This window comes from Paenarthrobacter sp. NCHU4564 (assembly GCF_052156435.1).
Taxonomy (GTDB): domain Bacteria; phylum Actinomycetota; class Actinomycetes; order Actinomycetales; family Micrococcaceae; genus Arthrobacter.
The window spans coordinates 12,749-35,404 of the sequence record NZ_JBQLIS010000010.1 but is presented as its reverse complement, the minus strand read 5'-3'; the positions used below and the strand labels follow the sequence as shown (position 1 = coordinate 35,404).

At 64.5% G+C, this 22,656-nt stretch carries 20 protein-coding genes and 1 riboswitch; of the genes, 11 read left to right on the top strand and 9 right to left on the bottom strand.

Going from position 1 to position 22,656, the window contains the following annotated elements:
* Positions 1-10 precede the first annotated feature (10 nt).
* The 4 genes from ACSVIE_RS11905 to ACSVIE_RS11890 form a co-directional block, all read right to left on the bottom strand.
* Positions 11-1,108 (bottom strand): substrate-binding domain-containing protein, encoded by a 1,098-nt coding sequence (locus tag ACSVIE_RS11905; protein WP_426006414.1) that lies wholly within the window; start codon positions 1,106-1,108, stop codon positions 11-13.
* 70 nt (positions 1,109-1,178) lie between these two features.
* The gene (gene mmsB, locus ACSVIE_RS11900; RefSeq protein WP_426006415.1) at positions 1,179-2,447 is read right to left on the bottom strand and encodes a multiple monosaccharide ABC transporter permease; all 1,269 of its coding nucleotides are present in this window, start codon (positions 2,445-2,447) and stop codon (positions 1,179-1,181) included.
* A 44-nt stretch (positions 2,448-2,491) separates the two neighbouring features.
* Positions 2,492-4,048 carry a multiple monosaccharide ABC transporter ATP-binding protein gene (gene mmsA / locus ACSVIE_RS11895; protein WP_426006416.1) on the bottom strand — a complete coding sequence of 519 codons (1,557 nt, stop codon included), beginning with the start codon at positions 4,046-4,048 and terminating at the stop codon, positions 2,492-2,494.
* Positions 4,049-4,177: 129 nt separating this feature from the next.
* Positions 4,178-5,368, bottom strand: coding sequence for an ROK family transcriptional regulator (locus ACSVIE_RS11890; RefSeq protein WP_442423950.1), 1,191 nt, complete (start codon positions 5,366-5,368; stop codon positions 4,178-4,180).
* 231 nt (positions 5,369-5,599) lie between these two features.
* Here ACSVIE_RS11890 and ACSVIE_RS11885 point away from each other — a divergent pair, with 231 nt between their 5' ends.
* Positions 5,600-6,493, top strand: coding sequence for a carbon-nitrogen hydrolase family protein (locus ACSVIE_RS11885; RefSeq protein ID WP_442423949.1), 894 nt, complete (start codon positions 5,600-5,602; stop codon positions 6,491-6,493).
* Here ACSVIE_RS11885 and ACSVIE_RS11880 read toward each other — a convergent pair.
* Entirely contained in the window at positions 6,490-8,082 is a 1,593-nt protein-coding gene (locus tag ACSVIE_RS11880; protein WP_442423948.1) for a PucR family transcriptional regulator, read from the bottom strand. The genes ACSVIE_RS11885 and ACSVIE_RS11880 overlap by 4 nt on opposite strands.
* Positions 8,072-9,304 (bottom strand): alanine racemase, encoded by a 1,233-nt coding sequence (gene alr, locus ACSVIE_RS11875; RefSeq protein ID WP_442423947.1) that lies wholly within the window; start codon positions 9,302-9,304, stop codon positions 8,072-8,074. Before alr ends, ACSVIE_RS11880 begins: the two co-directional genes overlap by 11 nt.
* 99 nt (positions 9,305-9,403) lie before the next feature.
* Between alr and ACSVIE_RS11870 the strand changes: the two genes are divergently transcribed.
* Complete coding sequence (locus ACSVIE_RS11870) at positions 9,404-10,930, top strand: amino acid permease (RefSeq protein ID WP_442423946.1); 1,527 nt, start codon at positions 9,404-9,406, stop codon at positions 10,928-10,930.
* Entirely contained in the window at positions 10,927-12,624 is a 1,698-nt protein-coding gene (locus ACSVIE_RS11865) for a flavin monoamine oxidase family protein (protein WP_442423945.1), read from the top strand. Before ACSVIE_RS11870 ends, ACSVIE_RS11865 begins: the two co-directional genes overlap by 4 nt.
* A gap of 50 nt (positions 12,625-12,674) precedes the next feature.
* Here ACSVIE_RS11865 and ACSVIE_RS11860 read toward each other — a convergent pair whose 3' ends face one another.
* The 3 genes from ACSVIE_RS11860 to purU form a co-directional block, all read right to left on the bottom strand.
* The gene (locus tag ACSVIE_RS11860; RefSeq protein ID WP_442423944.1) at positions 12,675-13,193 is read right to left on the bottom strand and encodes a gamma carbonic anhydrase family protein; all 519 of its coding nucleotides are present in this window, start codon (positions 13,191-13,193) and stop codon (positions 12,675-12,677) included.
* Between the two features lie 84 nt (positions 13,194-13,277).
* Positions 13,278-13,937 carry a class I SAM-dependent methyltransferase gene (locus tag ACSVIE_RS11855; RefSeq protein WP_442423943.1) on the bottom strand — a complete coding sequence of 220 codons (660 nt, stop codon included), beginning with the start codon at positions 13,935-13,937 and terminating at the stop codon, positions 13,278-13,280.
* A gap of 21 nt (positions 13,938-13,958) precedes the next feature.
* Complete coding sequence (purU, locus tag ACSVIE_RS11850; RefSeq protein ID WP_442423942.1) at positions 13,959-14,807, bottom strand: formyltetrahydrofolate deformylase; 849 nt, start codon at positions 14,805-14,807, stop codon at positions 13,959-13,961.
* Between the two features lie 35 nt (positions 14,808-14,842).
* Positions 14,843-14,928, top strand: a riboswitch (ZMP/ZTP riboswitch).
* Between the two features lie 118 nt (positions 14,929-15,046).
* On the opposite strand from purU, the gene glyA reads away from it, so the two are divergent.
* From glyA to trpS, 8 genes are all read left to right on the top strand, one after another.
* Positions 15,047-16,342, top strand: coding sequence for a serine hydroxymethyltransferase (gene glyA, locus ACSVIE_RS11845; protein ID WP_442423941.1), 1,296 nt, complete (start codon positions 15,047-15,049; stop codon positions 16,340-16,342).
* Entirely contained in the window at positions 16,336-17,226 is an 891-nt protein-coding gene (locus tag ACSVIE_RS11840; RefSeq protein ID WP_426006430.1) for a bifunctional methylenetetrahydrofolate dehydrogenase/methenyltetrahydrofolate cyclohydrolase, read from the top strand. The genes glyA and ACSVIE_RS11840 overlap by 7 nt, the downstream gene beginning before the upstream one ends.
* 202 nt (positions 17,227-17,428) lie before the next feature.
* Positions 17,429-18,361, top strand: a complete 933-nt coding sequence (locus ACSVIE_RS11835; RefSeq protein ID WP_442424039.1) for an ABC transporter ATP-binding protein — start codon at positions 17,429-17,431, stop codon at positions 18,359-18,361.
* Positions 18,354-19,220, top strand: coding sequence for an ABC transporter permease (locus tag ACSVIE_RS11830; RefSeq protein WP_442423940.1), 867 nt, complete (start codon positions 18,354-18,356; stop codon positions 19,218-19,220). Before ACSVIE_RS11835 ends, ACSVIE_RS11830 begins: the two co-directional genes overlap by 8 nt.
* Positions 19,217-20,050, top strand: coding sequence for an ABC transporter permease (locus ACSVIE_RS11825; protein ID WP_442423939.1), 834 nt, complete (start codon positions 19,217-19,219; stop codon positions 20,048-20,050). Before ACSVIE_RS11830 ends, ACSVIE_RS11825 begins: the two co-directional genes overlap by 4 nt.
* Before the next feature lie 71 nt (positions 20,051-20,121).
* On the top strand, positions 20,122-20,688 hold the full coding sequence (locus tag ACSVIE_RS11820) for a hypothetical protein (protein WP_426006433.1): 567 nt from the start codon (positions 20,122-20,124) through the stop codon (positions 20,686-20,688).
* A 10-nt stretch (positions 20,689-20,698) separates the two neighbouring features.
* Positions 20,699-21,532 (top strand): exodeoxyribonuclease III, encoded by an 834-nt coding sequence (locus ACSVIE_RS11815; RefSeq protein ID WP_442423938.1) that lies wholly within the window; start codon positions 20,699-20,701, stop codon positions 21,530-21,532.
* A gap of 23 nt (positions 21,533-21,555) precedes the next feature.
* A complete protein-coding gene (gene trpS, locus ACSVIE_RS11810) occupies positions 21,556-22,653 on the top strand; it encodes a tryptophan--tRNA ligase (RefSeq protein WP_426006435.1) in 1,098 nt (365 codons plus the stop codon).
* Positions 22,654-22,656 lie beyond the last annotated feature (3 nt).

Below are 22,656 nucleotides of genomic sequence, written 5' to 3'. Positions count from 1 at the left end.
TAAAGAGGTGTTACTTGGTGATCGGGCCGAGGACCGGATCGTCAACGTAAGCCGTCTTGACGTTCTCTGCCGTTACGATCTGCGGCGGCAGGAGGTACGCCGGAACGGTCTTCACACCGTTCTTGTAGGAGTCCTTGTCGTTGATCTCCAGTTCCTTGCCGGCCTGCAGGTCCTTCACCATGGTGATGGCGTGCTCAACCAGCTTGCGGGTGTCCTTGTTGATGGTGGAGTACTGCTCGCCGGCCATGATCGACTTGACGGACTCAACCTCGGAGTCCTGGCCGGTCACGACGGGAAGCGGCTTGCCGGCGGCCTTGACGGACGTCAGCACTGCACGGGCCAGGGTGTCGTTCGGCGAGAGGACGCCGTCCAGCGATGCGGTGCCGTAGCTGCCGGTCAGCAGCGTGTCAGCGCGGCGCTGGGCGTTCTCTGCCTTCCAGCCCTGGGTCACAGCTTGCTCGAAAGCGGTCTGGCCGGACAGGACCTTGAGGGTACCGTCGTCGATCTTTGGCTTCAGGACGCTCATGGCGCCGTCAAAGAAGACCTTGGCGTTGGCATCATCCGGGGAACCGGCAAAGAGCTCGACGTTGTACGGACCGGTTGGCTTCTTGGCCTTCAGTCCGTCCAGCAGTGCCTGGCCCTGCAGCTCACCGACCTTGAAGTTGTCGTAGGCCACGTAGTAGTCCACGTTCTCGGTGTTCAGGAGCAAGCGGTCGTAGGCGATGACGGTGGCACCGGCATCCTTGGCCTGCTTGAGCTGGGTGCCGAGCTGGGCGCCGTCGATGGCTCCCACGATGATGACCTTGGCACCCTTGGTGACCATGGCGCTGATCTGGTTCTGCTGCTCCGAGACGCCGCCGTTGGCGAACTGTACGTCCGGCTTGAAGCCGGCGCTGGTGAGGCCGTCGTTGAACAGCTTCTCCGCCAGGACCCAGTTCTCACTGGTCTTCTGCGGAAGTGCGACGCCGATCAGCGAGTCCTTGGGGAACGCTTCCCCGCCTGCCGTGCTGGTGCTGGAGCCGCTGTCCGAGCGGCCGCAGGCTGTCAGCGCCAGTGCCGCGATGGCAGCTACTGCTGCTGCCTTTCCTGCTTTACCAAACATTCGCATATCTTGGTTCACTTTCTCTGTGGGTGGGGTGGAGCGAGTCTTCTGGTGGAGAAGTTCTGGTGGAAACCGCTCAGGCTTCCTTGGAGATGACCTCTTTGGTGGAGGTTGTCTCGTCCGGTTTGATCTCGTTGTTGCGCTGGAAGTTCTTCATCAGCAGGCCCGTGATGGACCGCTTGCCCTGGGACTTGTTGTAGACATCGAAGGCAACGGCGGCCAGGAGCACCAGGCCCTTGATGATCTGGGTAAGGTCGGCTCCGACGCCCAGAAGCTGGAGGCCGTTGTTGAGGACAGCCATCACCAGGCCGCCTACGATCGAGCCGATCACGGTACCGACGCCACCGGTCACTGCGGCGCCACCGATGAACACGGCGGCGATGGCGTCCAGCTCCCAGCCGACGCCGTCGAACGGACCGGACGCGGTGGAGCGGCCAACGAAGATCATGCCCGCCAGGCCTGCCAGGACCGACATGTTGAGCATGACCATGAAGTTGACCTTCTTGGACTGGACACCGGACAGCTCGGCTGCGTGGCGGTTGCCACCCACGGCGTAGACGTGGCGGCCCAGGACGGTCTTGTCAGCCACGAAGCCGTAGAAGAGGACCAGGACGGCCAGGATCAACCCGGGGATCGGGAAGGACGTGCCGGGGCGGCCCGTGGCGAACAGGTAGGTGGCGTAAAGGATGGCACCGCAGATCAGGACCAGCTTGGTGACTTCGACCCAGAGTTCGGGAACGTCAGCACCCAGGGCCTTGTTGGCTGCACGGGCACGGAGGGACATGACCACCACGAACGCTGCGGCCAGGATGCCGATCAGGAGAGTCAGGTTGTTGAAGCCGGTGTTGGGCCCGACTTCGGGAAGATACCCGGAACCGAGGTACTGGAAGTCGTTGGGAACGGGGATGGTGTTGGACTTGCCCACGAACTGGTTGAAACCGCGGAACAGGAGCATGCCCGCCAGCGTCACGATGAAGGCGGGTATGCCTACATACGCTGTCCAGAAACCTTGCCAGGCGCCGATGATCGCGCCCAGGAACAGTCCGAAGAGCACACCCATGTACCAGGGGATGCCCCAGTCCCGGATGGCGAGGGCCACGGAGACACCCACAAAGGCCGCCACGGAGCCTACGGAGAGGTCGATGTGGCCGGCAATGATCACCAGCACCATGCCGATGGCCAGGATCAGGATGTAGGAGTTGCCGTTGAACAGGTTGATCACGTTGCCGGGGGTCAACGTGCGGCCCTGCGTGAAGATCTGGAAGAAGACGATCAGCGCCACCAGGGCGAAGATCATGCCGAATTGGCGGGTATTGCCACCAAAGAGCTTCTTGAGCGCGTTCATTGTTTTGGTCCTTGTGTCAGGAAGGGGTGGTTCTGGGCCAAGGGTCAGGCTGCTTTCCGGGAAGAGGTCATAAGCTTCATCAGGCTTTCCTGGCTCGCCTCGTCTTTGTTCAGGACACCGGTGATGGCGCCTTCGAAAATCGTGTAGATGCGGTCGGACAGGCCCAGGAGCTCAGGAAGCTCCGAGGAGATGACGATCACTCCCTTGCCTTGGTTGGCCAGCCGCTGGATGATGCCGTAGATCTCGTACTTGGCGCCGACGTCGATGCCGCGGGTGGGTTCATCCAGAATGAGCAGGTCCGGGTCGGTGAACATCCATTTGGCCAGCACCACTTTCTGCTGGTTGCCGCCGGAGAGTTTGGCTACGCCTTCCTCCACCGACGGGGTCTTGGTCCGCAGCGATTTGCGGTACTCCTCGGCCACCTGGAATTCCTTGCGGCTGTCCACCACCGAGTAGTTGCTGATCTTGTTCAGGGCTGCCGCGACAGTGGTGGTCTTGATGTCATCGAGCAGGTTGAGGCCAAGGGACTTGCGGTCCTCGGTGACATAGCCAAGGCCGGCGTCGATTGCTGCGCGGACGGTCTTCAGGTGCACCGGCTTGCCGTCCTTGTAGACCTGGCCCTTGATGAAGCGGCCGTAGGAGTGGCCGAAAATGGAGCGGGCCAGTTCCGTGCGGCCTGCGCCCATGAGTCCTGCGAAGCCGACGATTTCGCCACGGCGGACAAAGAAGTTCGATCCCTTGCAGACCAGCCTGTCCTGGATCTGCGGGTGGCCCACGGTCCAGTCCTTCACTTCGAAGAACACTTCGCCGATCTTCGGCTCGTGGTCCGGGAAACGGGATTCCAGGGTTCGGCCGACCATGCCCTTGATGATGCGGTCTTCGTCCACGCCGTCACGCTTGACGTTGAGGGTTTCGATCGACTTGCCGTCACGGATGATGGTGATCTCGTCCGCGATCTGTTCGATCTCGTTGAGCTTGTGGGAAATGATGATCGAGGTGATGCCCTTGCCCTTGAGGCCGAGGATCAGGTCCAGCAGGTGCTGGGAGTCGGATTCGTTCAGGGCCGCGGTGGGCTCGTCCAGGATGAGCAGGCGGACCGACTTGTTCAGGGCCTTGGCGATTTCCACCAACTGCTGCTTGCCGACGCCGATTTCCTTGATGGGGGTGTCCGGGTCCTCGCGCAGGCCAACGCGGGCCAGCAACTCAACCGACCGGCGGCGGGCCTCTGCCCAGTCGATCACTCCCCACTTGGTGGGCTCGTTGCCCAGGAAGATGTTCTCCATGATGGACAGTTCCGGAATCAGCGCGAGTTCCTGGTGGATGATCACGATGCCTGCGGCCTCGCTGGCGCGGATGTCCTTGAACTGCTGCGTTTCGGCCATGTACACGATGTCGCCTGTGTAGCTGCCGTGGGGGTAAACGCCCGAGAGGACCTTCATCAGCGTGGATTTCCCGGCACCGTTCTCGCCGCAGATGGCGTGGATCTCTCCGGCTTTCACGCGCAGGCTCACGTTGGACAAGGCCTTCACGCCCGGGAATTCCTTGGTGATGGACCGCATTTCCAGAAGGATCGGTTCATCTTGCGTGTCGAGGGGTGTCATTAGCCCTTACGCCTCCAATGCATGACGTCGTTGTCGGCCCCACAATGGCGGGGCTGTCTGATGAAAAAGTAAACTGGATCACCCGTCTTGTCGTCAAGACTTGAACGCATGAGCTAGCTAACGATTTCGTTACCTGGCGGTAATACCTGCGTGTTGGAAGACCAGAGCTGCCGCTCCCAGGGCCTCTGCCCGGGCTCCAAGGGAGGACATGGCCAAGTGTGTTGTCTCTCCAACCACGGGTACTGCGTGGCGTACCAGGCCCCGGCGGATCGGGTCCAGCAACAGGTTGCCCAGGCCCGCCAGCGGGCCGCCCACCACGATCACTTCCGGGTTGATGAGGTTGGCGACGTTGCCGAGTGCCCGGCCCACGGCAAGGCCGGCGTCGTCCACCACGCGCTGGGTGGCGGAGTCGCCGGCAAGGCAGTTGCGGACAATGTCCTGCGGGGTGAGCAGGGTGTCCTGGCCGCGCCCCAGCAGCTCGATCATGGTGGTGGTTGAGGCGATCGTTTCCAGGCATCCGCGGTTTCCGCACCGGCATACCAGGCCGTGTTCGTGGATGGTCGCATGGCCGATTTCGCCCGTAATGCCCACGTTTCCGTAGTAGGGCGCCCCGTTGAGGATCAGCCCGGCGCCGATGCCCGACCCCACTTTGAGGAACATCAGGTTGGAGACGCCGCTGTGCGGTCCCCACGTGACCTCGGAGAGCGCACCAAGGTTGGCATCGTTGTCAACGAACACGGGAACTTTGAGCGCTTCCTCCAACCTGTGGAGGATGTCAATTCCCACCCACTCGGGCAGGATCGCGCCTTGGGCGACAGTACCCGATCGGCGGTCGATCGGCCCCGGAATGCCGGCTCCGGCGCCGACGACGGCGGTGGGGTCGATGTCGTTTTCTTCCAGCAGCCGGTCCAGCAGGCGGACGGCCGCGTCGATGCCTTCCTCGGCCTGGTGGCCGAGGGGAAGCTCGATGAATTCCTCGGCGATGACGTGGTAGCCCAGCGAGGCAAGGACCACCCGCAGGTGGCGGCGCCCGAAGTCGATTCCGACGGCGACGGCTCCGTTGCTGTTCAACCTGACGTTGGTTGCCCGGCGGCCGGAACTGGTGGTCGGTTCAGTGGATACCAGTCCGGCGTCCTGCATGATCTTGACGATGTTGGACACGGTGGCGGTGGACAGCCCGGTTTGCCGGGACAGCTCGGCCTGCGTCGACGGCCCACTCAGCAAGCACTCGATGATCCGTTGCTGGTTGAGGTGCCGGAGCGCTGATTGCGAACCGGGTTTTCGTGGGTGGCTCTTCGTTGAGCTCTGTGTAGCGGGCATGACAAGAAGCGTGCCCCAAGAGAAGACTTGTAGTCAAGAAGTGAACACAAGGAGTCAATCTTTCGAGACATACTCCAACGCAAGTGGTTCCTCCCCGAGCGCAACGGGCAATGCGTCCCGGCCAAGGGGCACGTGGGTCCAAACGCCCTGCTCCGGGCGCCCCACGCAGGCCTACGCTGGAAGGAGAAGTGGCCCGCAGTGGCCCGAAGTCGATTAACCAAGGTGGTAAAGATGCTGCTATCCGTCCTTCAGGCCAACGCGTCCGTGCTGGACATCGACGCCAACCTGCGGACCATTGACGAGGCTGCACACCGGTCCGCCCAAGCCGGCGCCGCCATCCTGCTCACTCCGGAGTTGTTCCCTGTGGGCTATGCGCCATTGAGGCTTCACGCAGAACTGGACCCAGCCATCCTGCCGGAGCTTCACCAACGGTTGGCCGGCATTGCCAGGAAGCACGGTATCGGCCTTGTCTACAGCCTCCCGGCGCCGGCGGCCCTGCCGGACCTCCCTGCCCAAGCGCTCGACGCCCAAGCGCTCGACGCCCAAGCGCACGACGCCCAAGCGCTCGACGCCGGAGCGGAGCCGTCTTCCGGCGAGGACCGCTGGCACATCTCGGCTACTTTGCTGGACGCCAGCGGCACCGGGTTGCTCACGTACAACAAGGTCCATCTGTTTGGTCCGGAGGAACACAAGGCGTTCGTTGGCGCGCAAGCACCTCCCGCCGTCGTGGATTTCAACGGAATCCGTACGTCCATGCTGATCTGTTACGACGTGGAGTTCCCCGAGGCCGTCCGGGCGGCTGCAAGCCGCGGCGCCGAACTGTTGCTCGTGCCAACGGCGTTGTCGGCCGGATTCGAGAACGTCCCGCAGGTGCTGATCCGCGCCAGGGCGCTGGAAAGCCAGTTGAACGTCGCCTACGCCAACCACTCGGGGCATGAGGATGTGTACAGCTTCCTGGGTGGCAGCGTAGTGGCCGGCCCGGACGGGTCGTTGCTGGCCGCCGCCGGGGAGGGGCCCGCCTTGCTGTTCGCCGAGGTGGGGACGGACAGCGTCAAGTCAGCCCGGAACGAGGTCCCGTACCTCCGGGAGCGGAGGCCGGAACTGTATGCGGAGTGGGACCGCTAGCCGGACCCGTCCACATACTGCAGCGCGATCCACAGCTCGGCCCGGACCTGCGCCTGGTTGAGGTCCATGTCCAGCAGCTCGGCCAGGACCCCGATCTGCCGGCGCACGCTGTTGCGGTGCAACCCGAGCAGTTTGGCTGAGGCGTCCCAGCTGCCGTTTTCGCTGAGCCAGCCACGCAGGACAGCCAGCAGGGGACCACGGCGTTCAGGTTCGAGTGCCAGGACCGGTGCCAGCAGCCGCGACGCCAGCATGGTTCCCGCTTCCTGGCCCAGGAGGCCGGTGACGGACCAGGTCATCTCGTCCGCGCGGGCGCTCTTGCCGCTCAGCTGTACCCGGGCACGCAGGGAACTGGCACGGTGGTAGGCCTCGGTCAGGCCTGCCAGTTCCGTCGGCTCGCCGATCACCAGGCGCCAGCCGAGCTTCTCGACATCGGCCAGCAGTGCATCGTCAACGCGCAACCGCGTGATGGCCGCGAATCCGTACTCGGTGATCTCCACGAGCTTGGTGTCGAACAGCCGCCGCCATTGGAGCACCTCACGAACGGGGCTGTCGCCGGCGGGCCACTCGGGTGAATCGACTTTGATGCCCTGCACCACGCGGACCGGAGCGGACCTGGTGGAGGAGACGCTTTGCGCCAGCAGGTCCCGGAGACCATTGACATGCCTGGTGCCGCCGTTCGCCAGCGAGTCAGGGTGCAGCAGCACGGCTGTTGCAAGTTGGCTGGGGGCCAGGGATCCACTGGTCCGTTGCCGCACCAGCAGCTCCAACAGACCCACGGCGGACTGCACCACGCTGTTCTGGGCAGGCGTCAGCGGTGCGTCGGCACCCAGGACCAGGGCGCCCAGGTTGGCGTCCTTGGTGCTGCGCAGCGGATGCCCGAACACCAGCGCCGAGCCGGGCTGTTCAAAGCTGTCCATCTCCACGCGGGGCCCGCTGCCGGACAGGAGCCGGTCCAGCATGGGTGCCAGCTGTGACTGCTCGACGGCGGTGCTGCCGCCGGCACTGTGCCCGCGGGCCCGCACCCGTCCGTCCGCTCCCACCAGCAAAGCCCACACGGGTACGCGCTGGACCAGCGCAGCCAGGAGTTCGTGTTCCGGCCTGGGGGAGAGGACCGCCCGCATCAGCTGACGGTTGGTGTCGGCAAGCTGCCGGAAAACCCGGGCCGCATCCGTCTCCAGGAGCTGGGAGAACTCCAAGCCGATCGCGGCGAACGGCAAGGACTCGGGAACCTCGAACAAGGTGAGGTTGTGTCTTCGGCAAGCCTCAAGCAGCACGTCGGGAACGGCGTCGAAATAGGGCTGGATGCCAAAGCCCAGTGCGGCAACCTTGGCACCCACCAACCGCTTGACGTAGGCGTCCACCTTGGCCGCCGAGCCACCTTTCCCCAGGAAAGGCAGCCCGGCGGTGAGCAGGAATTCGCCCTCGGGCAGGTAGGGCGTTGGGTCTTCCAGCTCGCTTGGTTCCACCCAGCGCAGCAGTTCGGTGCCGCTGCCGCCGTCGTGAAGCATTGTCAACTCAGGCGGCAGCTGCTCCAGGAACTGGTCGAGGGTGACGGAGCTGATGCGGGCGGTGGCGGGCTCAGGCGACATTGCCCTGCCCGGCGGCGGCCGGCTCCTGGTAGTCGGGGCATTCGTACGCGCTGGATTCATAAACGCGCGGCAGGCGCGGGGCAATTCTGTTGATGATTTCGTCGCCGTGGCTGCCGATGGCCGAGCCCCAATCGTCGGCACTCGCAGCGCCGCACGCGGGGTCGCCGAACAGGACGGCGGTGTCGCCGACGTCGATCCCCGTGGCATCGGGACCCAGGTCCACCATGAACTGGTCCATGCACACCTTGCCGATCACGGGTACCTGGCGCCCGCCCACGTGAACCACCGACCTTCCGCTGATTCCCTTGGGGATGCCGTCCGCGTAGCCCAGGGGAATGAGGCCCAGATAGCGCGGCTCGTAAGTAATGGCCTGGTGTTCGTAGCTGACGCCCGTACCGGCCGGGACTTTCTTGACCATGACCAGCGGCGCGGTGACGCTTAGTGCGGGCCGCAGGCCGAAGTCGGCGGGATCCAGGTGGTCGGCCGGCGCCAACCCGTAGATGGCCAATCCCGCGCGGACCATGTCGAAGTGGAACTCGGGCCGGTCCAGGATATTGGCCGAACTCGACACGTGCCGAAGTTCCGGGCTCAATCCTGCTTCGCGGGCCTGGCTTACGGCGTCCTCGAACTCAGCCACGGCTGCCGCATTGCCGGGGTGGGCGGGGACGTCGGCCCACGCGAGGTGCGTCCAGATTCCGCGCACCCGGACGGTGCCGTCCACCTCCGCTTGCCGGGCTTGCGCTACGAGTTCCGGCCAGTCCTCCTTGCGCGCCCCGCCACGGCTCAGGCCGCTGTCCAGTTCCAGATGTACGACGGCGGGACGTCCCAGGCGTCCGGCGGCACCGGCGAGCACCTCCAGTTGGCGGACGCTTCCGAGGGACACGTCGATGTCGTTTTCCAAGGCTTCGATGATGGTCGCGCTTGTCTGGGATGCCAGATAGAGCCAGGAAAGGATGGGCTGTGTGATGCCGGCTTTGCGGAGAGCCACAGCCTCGTTGAGTTGGGCGGTTCCCAACCAGTCGGCCCCGGAGCTGACGGCCGTACGGGCGACCTCCACCAAGCCATGGCCGTAGGCGTTGCCCTTGACCACGGCCATGAAATGAGGTGCCTGCGTGCGCTTCCTGAGGATACGGATGTTGTCTGAAATCGCAGACAGATCCACCTTGACCTGCCCGGAAACCGCCGCCGGGGCGGGGAATGAATGGGGTGCATTACGTCTCATGGTTGAACACTATAGGTCATTTTGCACCAGCTTGAGAGCTGGCTCACATGGCAGTCTTGTGAAGGGGAAACCGAAACTACTCATGAAGGGACGTCAACGGTGACCGTGCCTGTCAACACCCAAAAACCACCCGCCACCCGAAGCGCGGGACTGGGCCTGGGCGCCCAGCTCCTGCGCCGCAAACCCCTCGGCCAAATGGTCGGCGAGGCCGGAAGCAGCGAAGGCGGCACGCCGCTGGTCCGCAGCTTCGGAGTCCTCCAGCTGACCATGATCAGCGTCGGCGCCACCCTGGGCACCGGCATCCTGGTCATCCTGGGAGAGTCCGTGCCGCTGGCAGGCCCCGCAATCTGGATCTCGTTTGTGGTGGCCGGCATTGCAGCCCTTCTCTCCGCTGTGTCCTACGCGGAGATGGCCGGGCTGGTCCCCGTGGCCGGATCCAGCTACTCCTACTCCTACGCCACCATGGGAGAGGGCATGGCCTGGATCTGTGGCTGGTGCCTCGTGCTGGAATACGCAGTGTCCGTGGCGGCGGTAGCCGTCGGGGCCGGGCAGTACGTCAATGAAACCCTTGCCGCCTTTGGGCAGGTCCTGCCCGATGCCCTGAGCCAGCCACCGGGCGACGGGGGAGTGGTCAACATTCCGGCCATGGTCATCGTGCTGCTGGCCATGGTCCTGCTGGTCCGGGGCGCCCGCGAAAGCGCGTGGATCAACACGGCAATCGTGGTCATCAAGGTCGGCATCCTGCTGTTCTTCTGTGCAGTAGCCTTCACCGCCTTCAACGCAGGCAACTTCGAGCCGCTCCTGCCCATGGGCGCAGCGGGCGTATCCGCAGCAGCGTCCAGCGTCTTCTTCTCCTACATCGGCTTCGACGCAGCATCCACCGCCGGTGAAGAAGCACGGAACCCCAAGCGCGACCTGCCCAGGGCCATCATGCTTTCCATGCTGATCGTGACCACCATCTACGTGCTGGTTGCCGTCGCAGCGATCGGTGCCCGGCCATGGGGCTGGTTCGACGGCACCGAAGCCGCCCTCGTCCAGATCCTGCATGAGATCACGGGACAGCCGTGGATTGCCCTGGTCTTCTCAGCCGGTGCCGTACTTGCCATCGCCAGCATCGTGCTCACCGTGCTCTACGGCCAGACCCGCATCCTGCTGTCCATGTCCCGCGATGGCATGGTGCCCAAGGTCTTTGGCCGCGTCTCCCGCCGCACCGGCACCCCGGTGGCCGGAACGCTGCTGGTGGGAACCGCCGTCGCACTTGCCGCCGGGCTGGTGCCCCTGGGCGCGCTGGCCGACGCCACCAGCATTGGCACGCTGTTCGCATTCGCGCTCGTCAACGCGGCCGTCATCTACCTGCGGCGCAGCCGTCCGGACCTGGAACGGAACTTCAAGGTGCCGCTGTACCCCATCACCCCCATCCTGGGCGCCGCCATGTGCGCCTACCTGATGGTCAACCTCGGTGCGGACACCTGGATCACCTTTGGGGTCTGGATGCTCGTGGGAGCCGCCATCTACTTCGGCTATGGACGCCGGAATTCCAAGGTAGCCGCACTGAGCGAGCAGGACTACCGTGAAATGACCACCAGGGCCACGAGCCCGGAACCTGTGAAAGCAGACAACGCATGACCATCGCCACCGAACTCCCCACTGACCCCTCAGCCGACAGCCCGGCGGAGGCTCCCATCACCATGCTGAACCCGGACTTTCCGTTCAGCTACGACCACTACCTGGCCCACCCGGACGGGCTGGGGTCCGTCCCCGCGGGGCGATACGGGACCGAAGTCGCCGTCATCGGCGCAGGGCTGTCCGGGCTTGTGACGGCCTACGAACTTATGAAGCTCGGCCTCAAGCCCGTCATTTACGAGGCCGACCAAATCGGCGGCCGGCTCAGGACAGCCAGCTTCCCCTCGGCCCCCGGCGTGGTTGCCGACCTCGGTGGCATGCGGTTCCCCGTCTCCGGCAAGGCCTTGTACCACTACATCGACCTCCTGGGACTGGAAACACAGGACTTCCCCAACCCGTTGGCGCCTGTCACCTCCAGCACGGTGATCGAACTGGCGGGCCGGAAGCATTACGCTGCCACGCCCGAGGACCTGCCGCCGTTCTTCCGCGAAGTAGCCGACGCTTGGAAAGACGCGATCAAGGACGGAGCGGCGTTCACGGAAATGCAGGAAGCCATCAAGGCCCGTGACACCAAGCGCATCAAGGAACTCTGGAATGAGCTCCTGCCCGAACTCGACGAGCAGACGTTCTATGGATTCATCGCCGCCAGCAAGTCCTTCAAGGATGCAGGCTTCGCGCACCGCGAGGCTTTTGGCCAGGTCGGCTTCGGCACCGGTGGCTGGGACACGGACTTCCCCAACTCCATCCTGGAGATCCTGCGCGTCGTCTACACCGACGCCGACGACCAGCACCGGCTGATCCGGGGAGGAGCGCAAAGGCTGCCCGAGGCACTCTGGAACCACGCGCCGTCGGACATCACGCACTGGCCGCAGGGCACCTCGCTGGCGTCGCTGCACTCAGGTTCGCCGCGCGGAGCCGTGGACAACATCCGCCGCGCAGACAACGGCGACCTGGTGGTCCGGGAAAGCTGGGGCCGCGAGGCGACCTATTCTGCGGTGGTGACCACCTGCCAGTCGTGGTTGCTGTCCACGCGCATCCACACCGAAGAAGCACTGTTCCCAGCGGAGATGTGGACCGCGATCGAGCGCTCGCACTACATGCAGTCGTCCAAGACCTTCGTGATGGTGGACCGGCCGTTCTGGAAGGACATCGACCCGGAAACCGGCCGCGAGGTCCTTTCCATGACCCTCACCGACCGCCTCAACCGGGCCACCTACCTGCTGGACGACGGCCCGGACAAGCCCGCCGTCATCCTGCTGTCCTACACCTGGAACGACGATGCCCTGAAGTGGCTTGCGCTCAGCGCCGAGGAACGCGTGAAGCTCATGCTGCACTCGCTGGAGCAGATCTACCCGGGCGTGGACATTGCCAGCCACATCGTGGGGCAGCCGATCACGGTGTCCTGGGAAGCCGACCCCAACTTCATGGGTGCGTTCAAAGCCAACCTGCCCGGACACTACCGGTACCAGCAGCGGTTGTTCACCCACTTCAAGCAGGACAAGCTGCCGGAGAACCAGCGTGGCATCTTCCTGGCCGGGGACGACGTGTCCTTTACCGCCGGTTGGGCCGAGGGCGCTGTGACCACGGGCCTCAACGCTGTGTGGGGCGTAGTGAACCACCTGGGTGGATCCTCGGCCGCCGGCAACCCCGGACCGGGTGAGCTGCTGGACGAGTTGGGTCCGATCTCCCTGGACTGATGCAACGAAAGCGGAGCCCGCTCTGCGCGAGCGGGCCCCGCATTCGTTCGTCAGGCGTGCATTTCCCGGTGGGCCGCAGCCAGTTCCTTGTAGTGGGCGGCGTTGCGCTTCACGCCGTCGAATTCCTCGTCGGTGAGCTCGCGGCGCACCTTCGCCGGGACGCCGGCCACCAGGGAGCGCGGGGGAATGACTGTGCCCTCAAGGACCACGGCGCCCGCCGCGATGAGGGAACCGCTTCCGATCACGGCGCCGTTGAGGATCGTGGCGCTCATGCCGATGAGGCAGTCGTCCTCCACGGTGCAGCCGTGCACCACGGCGCTGTGACCGACCGAGACGCGCTCGCCGACGGTGCAGGGGAATCCGGGGTCCGCGTGCAGGACCACGTTGTCCTGGAGGTTGGAACCTGCGCCTACCGTGATCGCCGCCGTGTCTGCACGGACCGAGACGCCGTAGAACGCGCTGGAGTTCCGGGCCAACGTGGCCTTGCCGATGATCGACGCCGTGGGTGCCACGAAGGCGGTGCCATGGATGTCCGGGGTGTCCCCGGCAAAAGTGTATGAGGGAGCCATGTGCCCCAGCATAAGTCACCCCGTGCCCCCAACTGGGTCGCATTAGTGCGCGTTATGAGCCCTCAAAACGCGCACAGATGCGACCTAGTTGGGTGAGGGGGTGCGGAGGACCAGGAACTGGTAGTGCTGGGTCCAATGGCCTGCTCCGGGCCCGGACTCCACCCCCGTTCCTTCGGGCCAGGTCCGGAAGTGCTCCACCACACCATGGGCACCGAAGATCCGGTGCAGGGTGTCATCGCTCCGGCGGCTGAAGAACCGGCGGGGCTCGTCGAGGTCTTCCGGGTTCAGGACTTCGTCGTCGTCGCCGGACCACAGCCCGACGGCGATCGGCGCACCAGGTGCGGCGACCCGCACAAGTTGGCTGACGACGTCGTGAATCCTGCTGTTGGGCACGTGCAGGAGGGTGCTCATGCTCCACACGGCGTCGAAAACCCCGTCGGCAAAAGGCAGCCTCCGTCCGCTGGCCACAGAGCACTCAAGCCCCTGGGCCCGGGCCACCTGGATGCTTTCACCGGACAGGTCCACTCCGGTGTAGTGCAGCCCCGCCTGGACAAAGGCCAGGCCTTCAACACCGGTTCCGCAGCCGAGCTCAAACAGGGAGCGACAGTGCTCCTCCTTCAGCAGCCGCACGAACCACTGCCTGGCCTCCACCCGGTGTGGAGTCAAAGACCGGGTGTTTCGCACTGCGGCATGGCGGTCGTAGTAGAGAGCCAGGTCAGCTTCCGGATCAGGGATACCCTGCATACCCCCAGCGTAGGACCGGCGTCAGTTGAACACCACGGTCCGGGTGCCATCCAGGAGCACCCGGTGCTCGGCGTGCCACTGGACCGCCTGGGCCAGCGTCCGGCCTTCCACATCGCGGCCCATCTGGACGAACTGGGCGGCCGTGCGGGCGTGGTCCACGCGGATGACTTCCTGCTCGATGATCGGCCCCTCATCCAGGTCCGCAGTGACGTAGTGGGCGGTGGCGCCGATGAGCTTCACACCGCGTGCGTGGGCCTGGTGGTAGGGCTTGGCGCCCTTGAAGGAGGGCAGGAACGAGTGGTGGATGTTGATGGCCTTGCCGTTCAATTCCCGGCAAAGATCGTTGGACAGCACCTGCATGTAGCGGGCCAGGACCGTCAGTTCCACATCGTGCTCGGTGATCAGCTTCAGCAGCTCCGCTTCGGCCTGGGGCTTGGTGTCAGCGGTCACCGGAATGTGGTGGAAGGGGATGCCGTAGAACCTGGCCAGTTCCTCGAGGTCGCGGTGGTTGGACACGATCGCGGGGACCTCGATGGGCAGGGTGCCTGCGCGCTGGGCGAACAGGAGGTCGTTGAGGCAGTGTGCGTCCTTGGAGCACATGATGATGGTGCGGACCTTCCGGCCTACCGGATTGACCTGCCACGTCATGCCGAACGACCCGGCAACCGGAAGCAGCGCGGCCTCCAGCGCCTGCTGGGGGCCCGACGTCGTTGCCTCCACGCGCATGAAAAAGTTACCTGTGGTGGGGCTTCCGTACTGTTGGGAATCGGCGATGTTGCATCCTGCCTCCAGGAGGGCTCCGGCGACGGCATGCACGATGCCGGGGCGGTCAGGGCAGGAAAGGGTCACAACAAATGCGGAGTCAGTCACACGCCCAAGCCTACCCGCGCGGCCTTGTTGTACTGTTAACGGGTCGCAACTGGCGTTGGGTGGACTACCACCAGGGAGCGGCAATCACGAAGACCACGGATCGTACGCCTGGGCCGAGGGTCATGTTTTACCGAATGCATGCAGAGTGACCGATGCCTCTTGTCATCGAGAGGACGCGGGAATGCTGCTGCCGGTAGCCTGACCTGTAGCACCTCCCATTCCCTAGCCAGGAGATTTCCGTGTCTACCACCACCACTTCAGCGTCTGTCAGCAACCAGCCGCTCGCTGAGCTCGATCCTGAAATCGCAGCAGTCCTCGACCAGGAGCTTGGCCGCCAGCGCGGCACCCTGGAAATGATCGCGTCCGAGAACTTCGCACCCCGCGCTGTCATGGAAGCCCAGGGCTCCGTCCTGACCAACAAGTACGCCGAGGGTTACCCGGGCAAGCGCTACTACGGCGGTTGCGAATACGTCGATGTTGCCGAGCAGCTCGCCATCGACCGCGTCAAGGCCCTGTTTGGTGCCGAATACGCCAACGTCCAGCCGCACTCCGGTGCACAGGCCAACGCCGCCGCACTGTCTGCCATGATCACCCCTGGCGACAAGATCCTCGGTCTCTCCCTGGCACACGGCGGTCACCTGACCCACGGCATGAAGCTCAACTTCTCCGGCAAGTTGTACGAAGTCGCTGCCTACCAGGTGGAAGAAGACACCTTCCGCGTGGACATGGACAAGCTCCGCGAGCAGGCCATCAAGGAGAAGCCGCAGGTCATCATCGCCGGCTGGTCCGCCTACCCGCGCCACCTGGACTTCGCTGCCTTCCGCTCGATCGCTGACGAGGTCGGCGCACTCCTCTGGACCGACATGGCACACTTCGCAGGCCTCGTCGCAGCCGGCTTGCACCCGAGCCCGGTCCCGCACTCCGACGTCGTGACCTCCACCGTGCACAAGACCCTCGCCGGCCCGCGTTCCGGCGTGATCCTGGCCAAGGAACAGTACGGCAAGAAGATCAACTCCAACGTGTTCCCGGGCCAGCAGGGCGGTCCGCTCATGCACGTGATCGCAGCGAAGGCCGTGGCCTTCAAGATCGCCGGCAGCGAGGAATTCAAGGAGCGCCAGGAGCGCGTCCTCGAAGGCGCCAAGATCATCGCCGACCGCCTCAACCAGCCGGACGTGGCCGAGGCCGGCGTTTCCGTCCTCACCGGCGGCACGGATGTCCACCTGGTCCTCGTTGACCTGCGCAACTCGCAGCTGGACGGCCAGCAGGCCGAAGACCTCCTGCACTCCGTGGGCATCACCGTGAACCGCAACGCTGTTCCGTTCGACCCGCGCCCGCCGATGGTCACCTCCGGCCTCCGCATCGGTACGCCTGCCTTGGCTACCCGCGGATTCGGTGCTGCCGAGTTCACCGAGGTTGCCGAGATCATCGCCACCGCACTGAAGTCCGGTTCCGCTACGGATGTGGAAGCCCTCCAGGCCCGCGTCGACAAGCTCGCCGCCGACTTCCCGCTCTACCCGCAGCACGAGCAGTGGTGAACGCAGCACAGATCCTTGATGGCAAGGCAACCGCCGCGGCCATCAAGGCAGAACTTACCGAACGCGTTGCCGTCCTCGCCGGCAAGGGAATCGTTCCAGGCCTGGGCACCATCCTGGTGGGCTCGGATCCCGGAAGCACCTGGTACGTCGGCGGAAAGCACAAGGACTGCGCCGAGGTGGGCATCCAGTCCATCCGCCGCGACCTTCCCGAGGACATCACCCAGGACGAACTGCTCAAGGTGGTCCAGGAGCTCAACGGAAACCCGGAGTGCACCGGATACATCGTTCAGCTTCCGCTGCCCAAGCACATAGACCAGGACGCCATCCTGGAGGCCATGGATCCGGACAAGGACGCCGACGGCCTGCACCCCATGAACCTCGGCCGCCTGGTGGCCAACGTGAACGGTGAGATGAAGTCCCCGCTGCCCTGCACCCCCAAGGGCTGCGTGGAGTTGATGCGCCGCCACGGCATCGAGCTTAAGGGCAAGCGTGTCCTGGTGGTCGGCCGCGGCGTCACCATCGGGCGGCCCATCGGCCTCCTGCTGACCCGCAAGGAAGTCAACGCAACCGTGGTCCTGGCACACACCGGAACGGTGGATCTTCCCGCCGAACTCCGGCAGGCCGACGTCGTAATTGCTGCTGCAGGCGTCCCGCACATGATCAAGGCTGAAGACCTCAAGCCGGGTGCAATCGTGCTCGACGTCGGCGTCAGCCGTGTGGACGACGGCAACGGCAAGGCAGTGGTCACCGGAGACGTGGACCCGGCTGCGGCGGACGTCGCCGCCTGGCTGTCCCCGAACCCGGGCGGCGTTGGGCCGATGACCCGCGCCATGCTGCTGGCCAACGTCGTGGAGTCCGCCGAGCGCCAGGCCGGTATCGCCTAGACACAACGCCGTTTCAACTGACTGGCAGCAGAGGTTGTTTTGAGCCCTCAGAACAACCACTGCTGCCGGTCAGTTGGGCAATTATCTGCAAGAGCCCTTTCACATATCGGTGGGCGCGATTAGTCTGCTGAGGGTGCACAGTGAAGCAACCAGCCCGGCAACGTCGCCAACACCCTCCGGAACGTCCCAGTCCAACGACGGCATGAACCCATCCACCGTCGTCATCAGCGCGCGCAACCTCACCAAGGCCTACGGCGACCTCACGGCCGTGGACAGCATCTCCTTCGATGTTCCGGCAGGGGAGTCCTTCGGGTTGCTCGGGCCCAACGGTGCCGGCAAGTCCACCACCATGAAGATGATCGGCGGCGTCTCGCAAAGGACGTCCGGAACGTTGAACATCATGGGCCTGGACCCGGAAACCCATGGCCCCGAAGTCCGTGCGCACCTGGGCGTGGTGCCGCAACAGGACAACCTCGACGAAGAACTGAAGGTCCGGGAAAACCTGATCGTCTACGGGCGCTATTTCGGTCTTCCCCTGAGCTACCTGCGCCCGAAAGCGGACGAACTCCTGGAATTCGCGCAGCTCACGGACAAAGCCAAATCCAAGGTGGACGCACTGTCCGGCGGGATGAAGCGTCGCCTGACCATTGCGCGATCCCTCATCAACGAACCCCGGATCCTCCTGCTGGATGAACCCACCACCGGCCTGGACCCGCAGGCCCGGCACATCCTCTGGGACCGGCTGTTCCGGCTCAAGGAAAGCGGCGTCACGCTGATCCTCACCACCCACTACATGGATGAGGCCGAACAACTCTGCGACCGGCTGATCGTGGTGGACAAGGGCCGGATCATGGCAGAAGGTTCGCCGGCCGGCCTGATCCGCGAGCACTCGTCGCGCGAAGTACTTGAGCTCAGGTTCGGGTCGGACAGGAACGGGACCATCGCCGTCGAGCTTCAAGGCATCGGTGAGCGGCTGGAGACGCTGCCGGACCGTGTCCTCATCTACACGCAGGACGGCGAATCGGCCCTGGAACAGGTGACGGCCCGCGGACTTCGCCCGTTGACCTCGCTGGTGCGCCGGTCCTCGCTGGAGGACGTGTTCCTCCGGCTGACGGGCAGGAGCCTCGTTGACTGAGCAGCTGCCGGGCAGTAAAACCACGACGGCGGGACCTCCGCTGCGGGCACACCCACCTGCCGTCTCGGCAGCCAGGGCGCGGCGGTGGGGCTCCTTCTTCTACGCCGAGCAGGTTCTGCGGGTGATGCGGAACTACGGCTGGTCCGTGGTGCTGTACAGCGTGGGGCAGCCGGTGGCCTACCTTTTCGCCATGGGGGTGGGGCTGGCCAGCCTGGTCGACGCCAACAGTGAGTCCCTCTTTGGCGGAGTGAGCTATCTGGAGTTCGTGGCCCCCGCCTTGCTGGTGTCCGCGGCAGTGATGACGGCCTCGGGTGAGTTTTCCTACCCGATCATGGACGGCTTCAAGTGGCGCCGGGTGTTCTACGGTCCCCATGCATCGCCGCTGGTCCCGCAGCAGATCGCGAGCGGCCACATCATGGCCAGCACCCTCAGGTTCCTTCTGCAATCGGTGGTGTACTTTGCCGTGGTGGCGATGTTCGGGGCATCTCCCGGCCCCATGGGCTGGGTGTCCGCGATTGTTGCCACCGTGGCCGCATTGTCCTTCGGCCTGCCACTGATGGCATACGCCGCCAGCATCACGCAGGACAAGGGACAGTTCGCCCTGGTGCAACGGTTCATCGTGATGCCGCTGTTCCTCTTCTCGGGGACGTTCTTTCCGCTGGACACCCTGCCGCTTGCCGTCCGGTGGATCGGCTGGTTGTCGCCGGTGTGGCATGGCACGGAACTGGGTCGCGTCTTCACGTACGGGATGGAGGAGAACCCGCTGCTGACCATCGTCCATGTGCTGTATCTCGTGGCCACCGCCGCTGGAGGCTGGCTCCTGGTGCGGCGCCAATTCGTCAGGAGGATGGGCTCATGAGCACCCTGGCCGGTGGGCACAGCGCCACTGATGCGGCAAGGGAGCGGAAGTTCGGGTCCCTGTACTCGCGCAATGCCCGCGCGGTGGTGGGCCGGGGGCTTATGGCTGCGAGGTCCAGCACGTGGCTGGTGATGGTCTCCGGGTTCTTTGAGCCCGTCCTGTTCCTGCTGGCCATGGGGGTGGGCATGGGGTCGATCGTCGGAACCGTGCAGGGCCCGGGAGGCGGGGAAATCAGCTATGCCGCGTACATCGCGCCCGCATTGCTGGCTGTCTCGGCCATGAACGGCGCCATCTACGATTCCACGTGGAACGTGTTCTTCAAGATGAACTTCGCCAAGCTGTACCAGGGCATGCTGTACACCTCGCTGGGGCCATTGGATGTGGCCATGGGGGAGATTTTCCTGGCCCTGCTTCGCGGACTCCTGTACGCCACGGGCTTCACCGCGGTGATGGGTGTCATGGGACTGCTGACCTCATGGTGGGCCATCCTCGTGATTCCGGCGTCGGTGCTGATCGCTTTCGGCTTTGCGAGTTTCGGCATGGGGATCACCAGCTTCATGAAGACGTTTCAGCAAATGGACTGGATCAACTTCTTCCTGCTTCCCATGTTCCTGTTCAGCGCCACGTTCTACCCGCTCAGTGTCTATCCGCAGCCCATCCAATGGTTCATCCAGGCGATGCCGCTCTGGCATGGGGTGGAGTTGCTGCGCCAGATCAGTGTGGGCTCGTTCAGCGGGGCCACGGCCATCCACGTGGGCTACTACCTGGTGATGATCACACTGGGCATCATGCTGACCACCGGCAGGCTGCGGCAACTCTTCCTGAAGTGATGCCGGGTACCTGATGTTCGCCGTCCGTGGAAGCGTCATGGGCAGGCCCGGGCGTTTGAGACAATAAACCCATGCAATCTCTCGGTGACCCGCACCCGTCCACGTCCGCTTCCGCCAAGGGTCCGTTCAAGGGCTTCCGCATCGGCGGCCTGGGGATGACCGTTGTCATCATTGCCTTCCTGGTGGCTGTTATTTTCGCGGCCAACCAGAACGATGTCGTGGGGTGGGTCGTGGCAGTCGTGGCCTTCGGCTGGCTTGCCTTGGCCACGTTCGTCGTGCTGAGCATCCGCAAGGCCGCGCAGCGGGCAGGGGCAAAGCTGAGCGAAGCGCAAGCTGCCTTCAACTCCGCAGCCGGCCGCGCGCCGTCGTCGAACGTTGCCGACCACGGCGGAACCCGTGTCGTTGCCGAGCGCAGCCAGGCCGACGAGGTTCGGGACCTCAAACTGGACCACTCCTTCAAGATCGTCCAGGTGCAGGTCCGCGTGGTGGAGGAAGAGCGTGCCAAGGGCGCTGCAGCCAACCAGGACACCATCAACCGGGCGCTGGAAACCATCGCCATCACGTCCACCAATGCCCGCGACATGATCAAGTCTTCCGGAGGCTCTGACGAGCCCGTGGCCGGAACCATCATCGACTAGAGTAGAGCGGGTGAGTACGGGATTGAAGAAGGATTTCCTTCGCATCGCATCAGTCAACGTCAACGGCTTGAGGGCTGCCTACAAAAAGGGCATGGCGGAGTGGCTGGAGCCGCGCGAAGTCGACATCCTTTGCCTGCAGGAAGTCCGTGCTCCTGACGCAATCGTGAACTCGCTGATCGGCGAGGGCTGGTACATCCTCCACGCCGAGGCGGAGGCCAAGGGCCGTGCGGGGGTGGCCATCGCATCCCGCCAGGAGCCCACGGCAACCCGGGTGGGCAACGGGGACGCCTACTTCGATACGTCCGGCCGCTGGGTCGAGGCGGATTTCCTGGTGCACAACTCCGCTGGAGAAGCTACGACGCTCACTGCCGTCAGCGCGTATGTCCACTCAGGTGAAGCAGGCACGCCCAAGCAGGATGACAAGTACCGTTTCCTGGATGCCATGACCACACGCCTGCCTGAGCTGGCCAAGCACAGCGACCACGCCCTGGTGGTGGGCGACCTCAACGTGGGGCACACGGAGCTGGACATCAAGAACTGGAAGGGCAACGTCAAGCGTGCCGGCTTCCTGCCTGAGGAGCGTGCGTACTTCGACCGCTTCTTCGGCGACGAGATTGGATGGAGGGATGTCCACAGGGGCCTGGCAGGTAATGTCGCCGGCCCCTACACTTGGTGGTCCCAGCGCGGAAAAGCCTTTGACACCGACACTGGCTGGCGCATCGACTACCACCTGGCCACCCCGGCACTCGCCGCCGCCGCTTTCTCGGCCGTGGTTGACCGGGCGCCTTCGTGGGACACCCGCTTCTCTGACCACGCACCGGTGGTCGTTGACTACCGGCTCTAAGCTTGACGAAAGTACCTACCTCCATGACTACTGCTGAAACAGACGCTGCCGTACTGCCCGCCGTCTCCACCTTGCCCGCAGCCGGTGCCAAGCACCGCGTGCTCTCCGGGATGCAGCCGTCCGCCGACTCCCTGCACCTGGGCAACTACCTCGGGGCACTGGTCAACTGGGTCCGTATGCAGGACGAGTACGACGCCGTTTTCTTCATCCCGGACCTGCACGCCATCACGGTGCCGCAGGACCCCGCTGAGCTGGCCCGCCGCACCCGCGTCACCGCAGCCCAGTACATTGCCGGTGGCGTTGACGTGGAGAAGTGCACGCTGTTTGTCCAGTCGCAGGTTCCGGAGCACGCCCAACTGGCCTGGGTGCTCAACTGCATTACGGGCATGGGTGAGGCCGGCCGCATGACCCAGTTCAAGGACAAGGCGCAGAAGCAGGGCTCGGACCACGCCAGCGTTGGGCTGTTCACGTACCCGATCCTCCAGGCCGCAGATATCCTGCTGTACCAGCCGCACGGCGTCCCGGTGGGTGAAGACCAGCGCCAGCATGTGGAACTGAGCAGGGACCTTGCCAACCGCTTCAACAGCCGGTTCGGCCAGACGTTCCAGGTGCCGGAGGCCTTCATCCAGAAGGAATCCGCCAAGATCTACGATCTCCAGAACCCCACGGCCAAGATGTCCAAGTCCGCCGAGTCGCCGGCCGGTCTCATCAACCTGCTCGATGACCCCAAGACCGTGGCCAAGAGGATCAAGTCCGCTGTGACGGACACTGAGACCGAGATCCGCTACGACCGCGAGAACAAGCCCGGCGTCTCCAATCTGCTCACCATCTACTCGGCCATCAGCGGAAGTCCGGTGGAGAAGATCGTGGCGGACTACCAGGGCAAGATGTACGGGCACCTGAAGGTTGACCTGGCAGAGCTCGTATCCGGACACCTGGCACCCATCCGGGAGCGGGCCAACGAGCTCCTGGCAGATCCGGCAGAGCTCGACCGGCTCCTGGCCCACGGGGCGGACAAAGCCCGTGACATCGCCTCGGCCACCTTGGCCGACGTGTACTCCAAGGTCGGTTTCCTGCCGTACCGCGGAACCGCAAGCCCCAGCGAGCAGGGAGTCCGCTAAGTC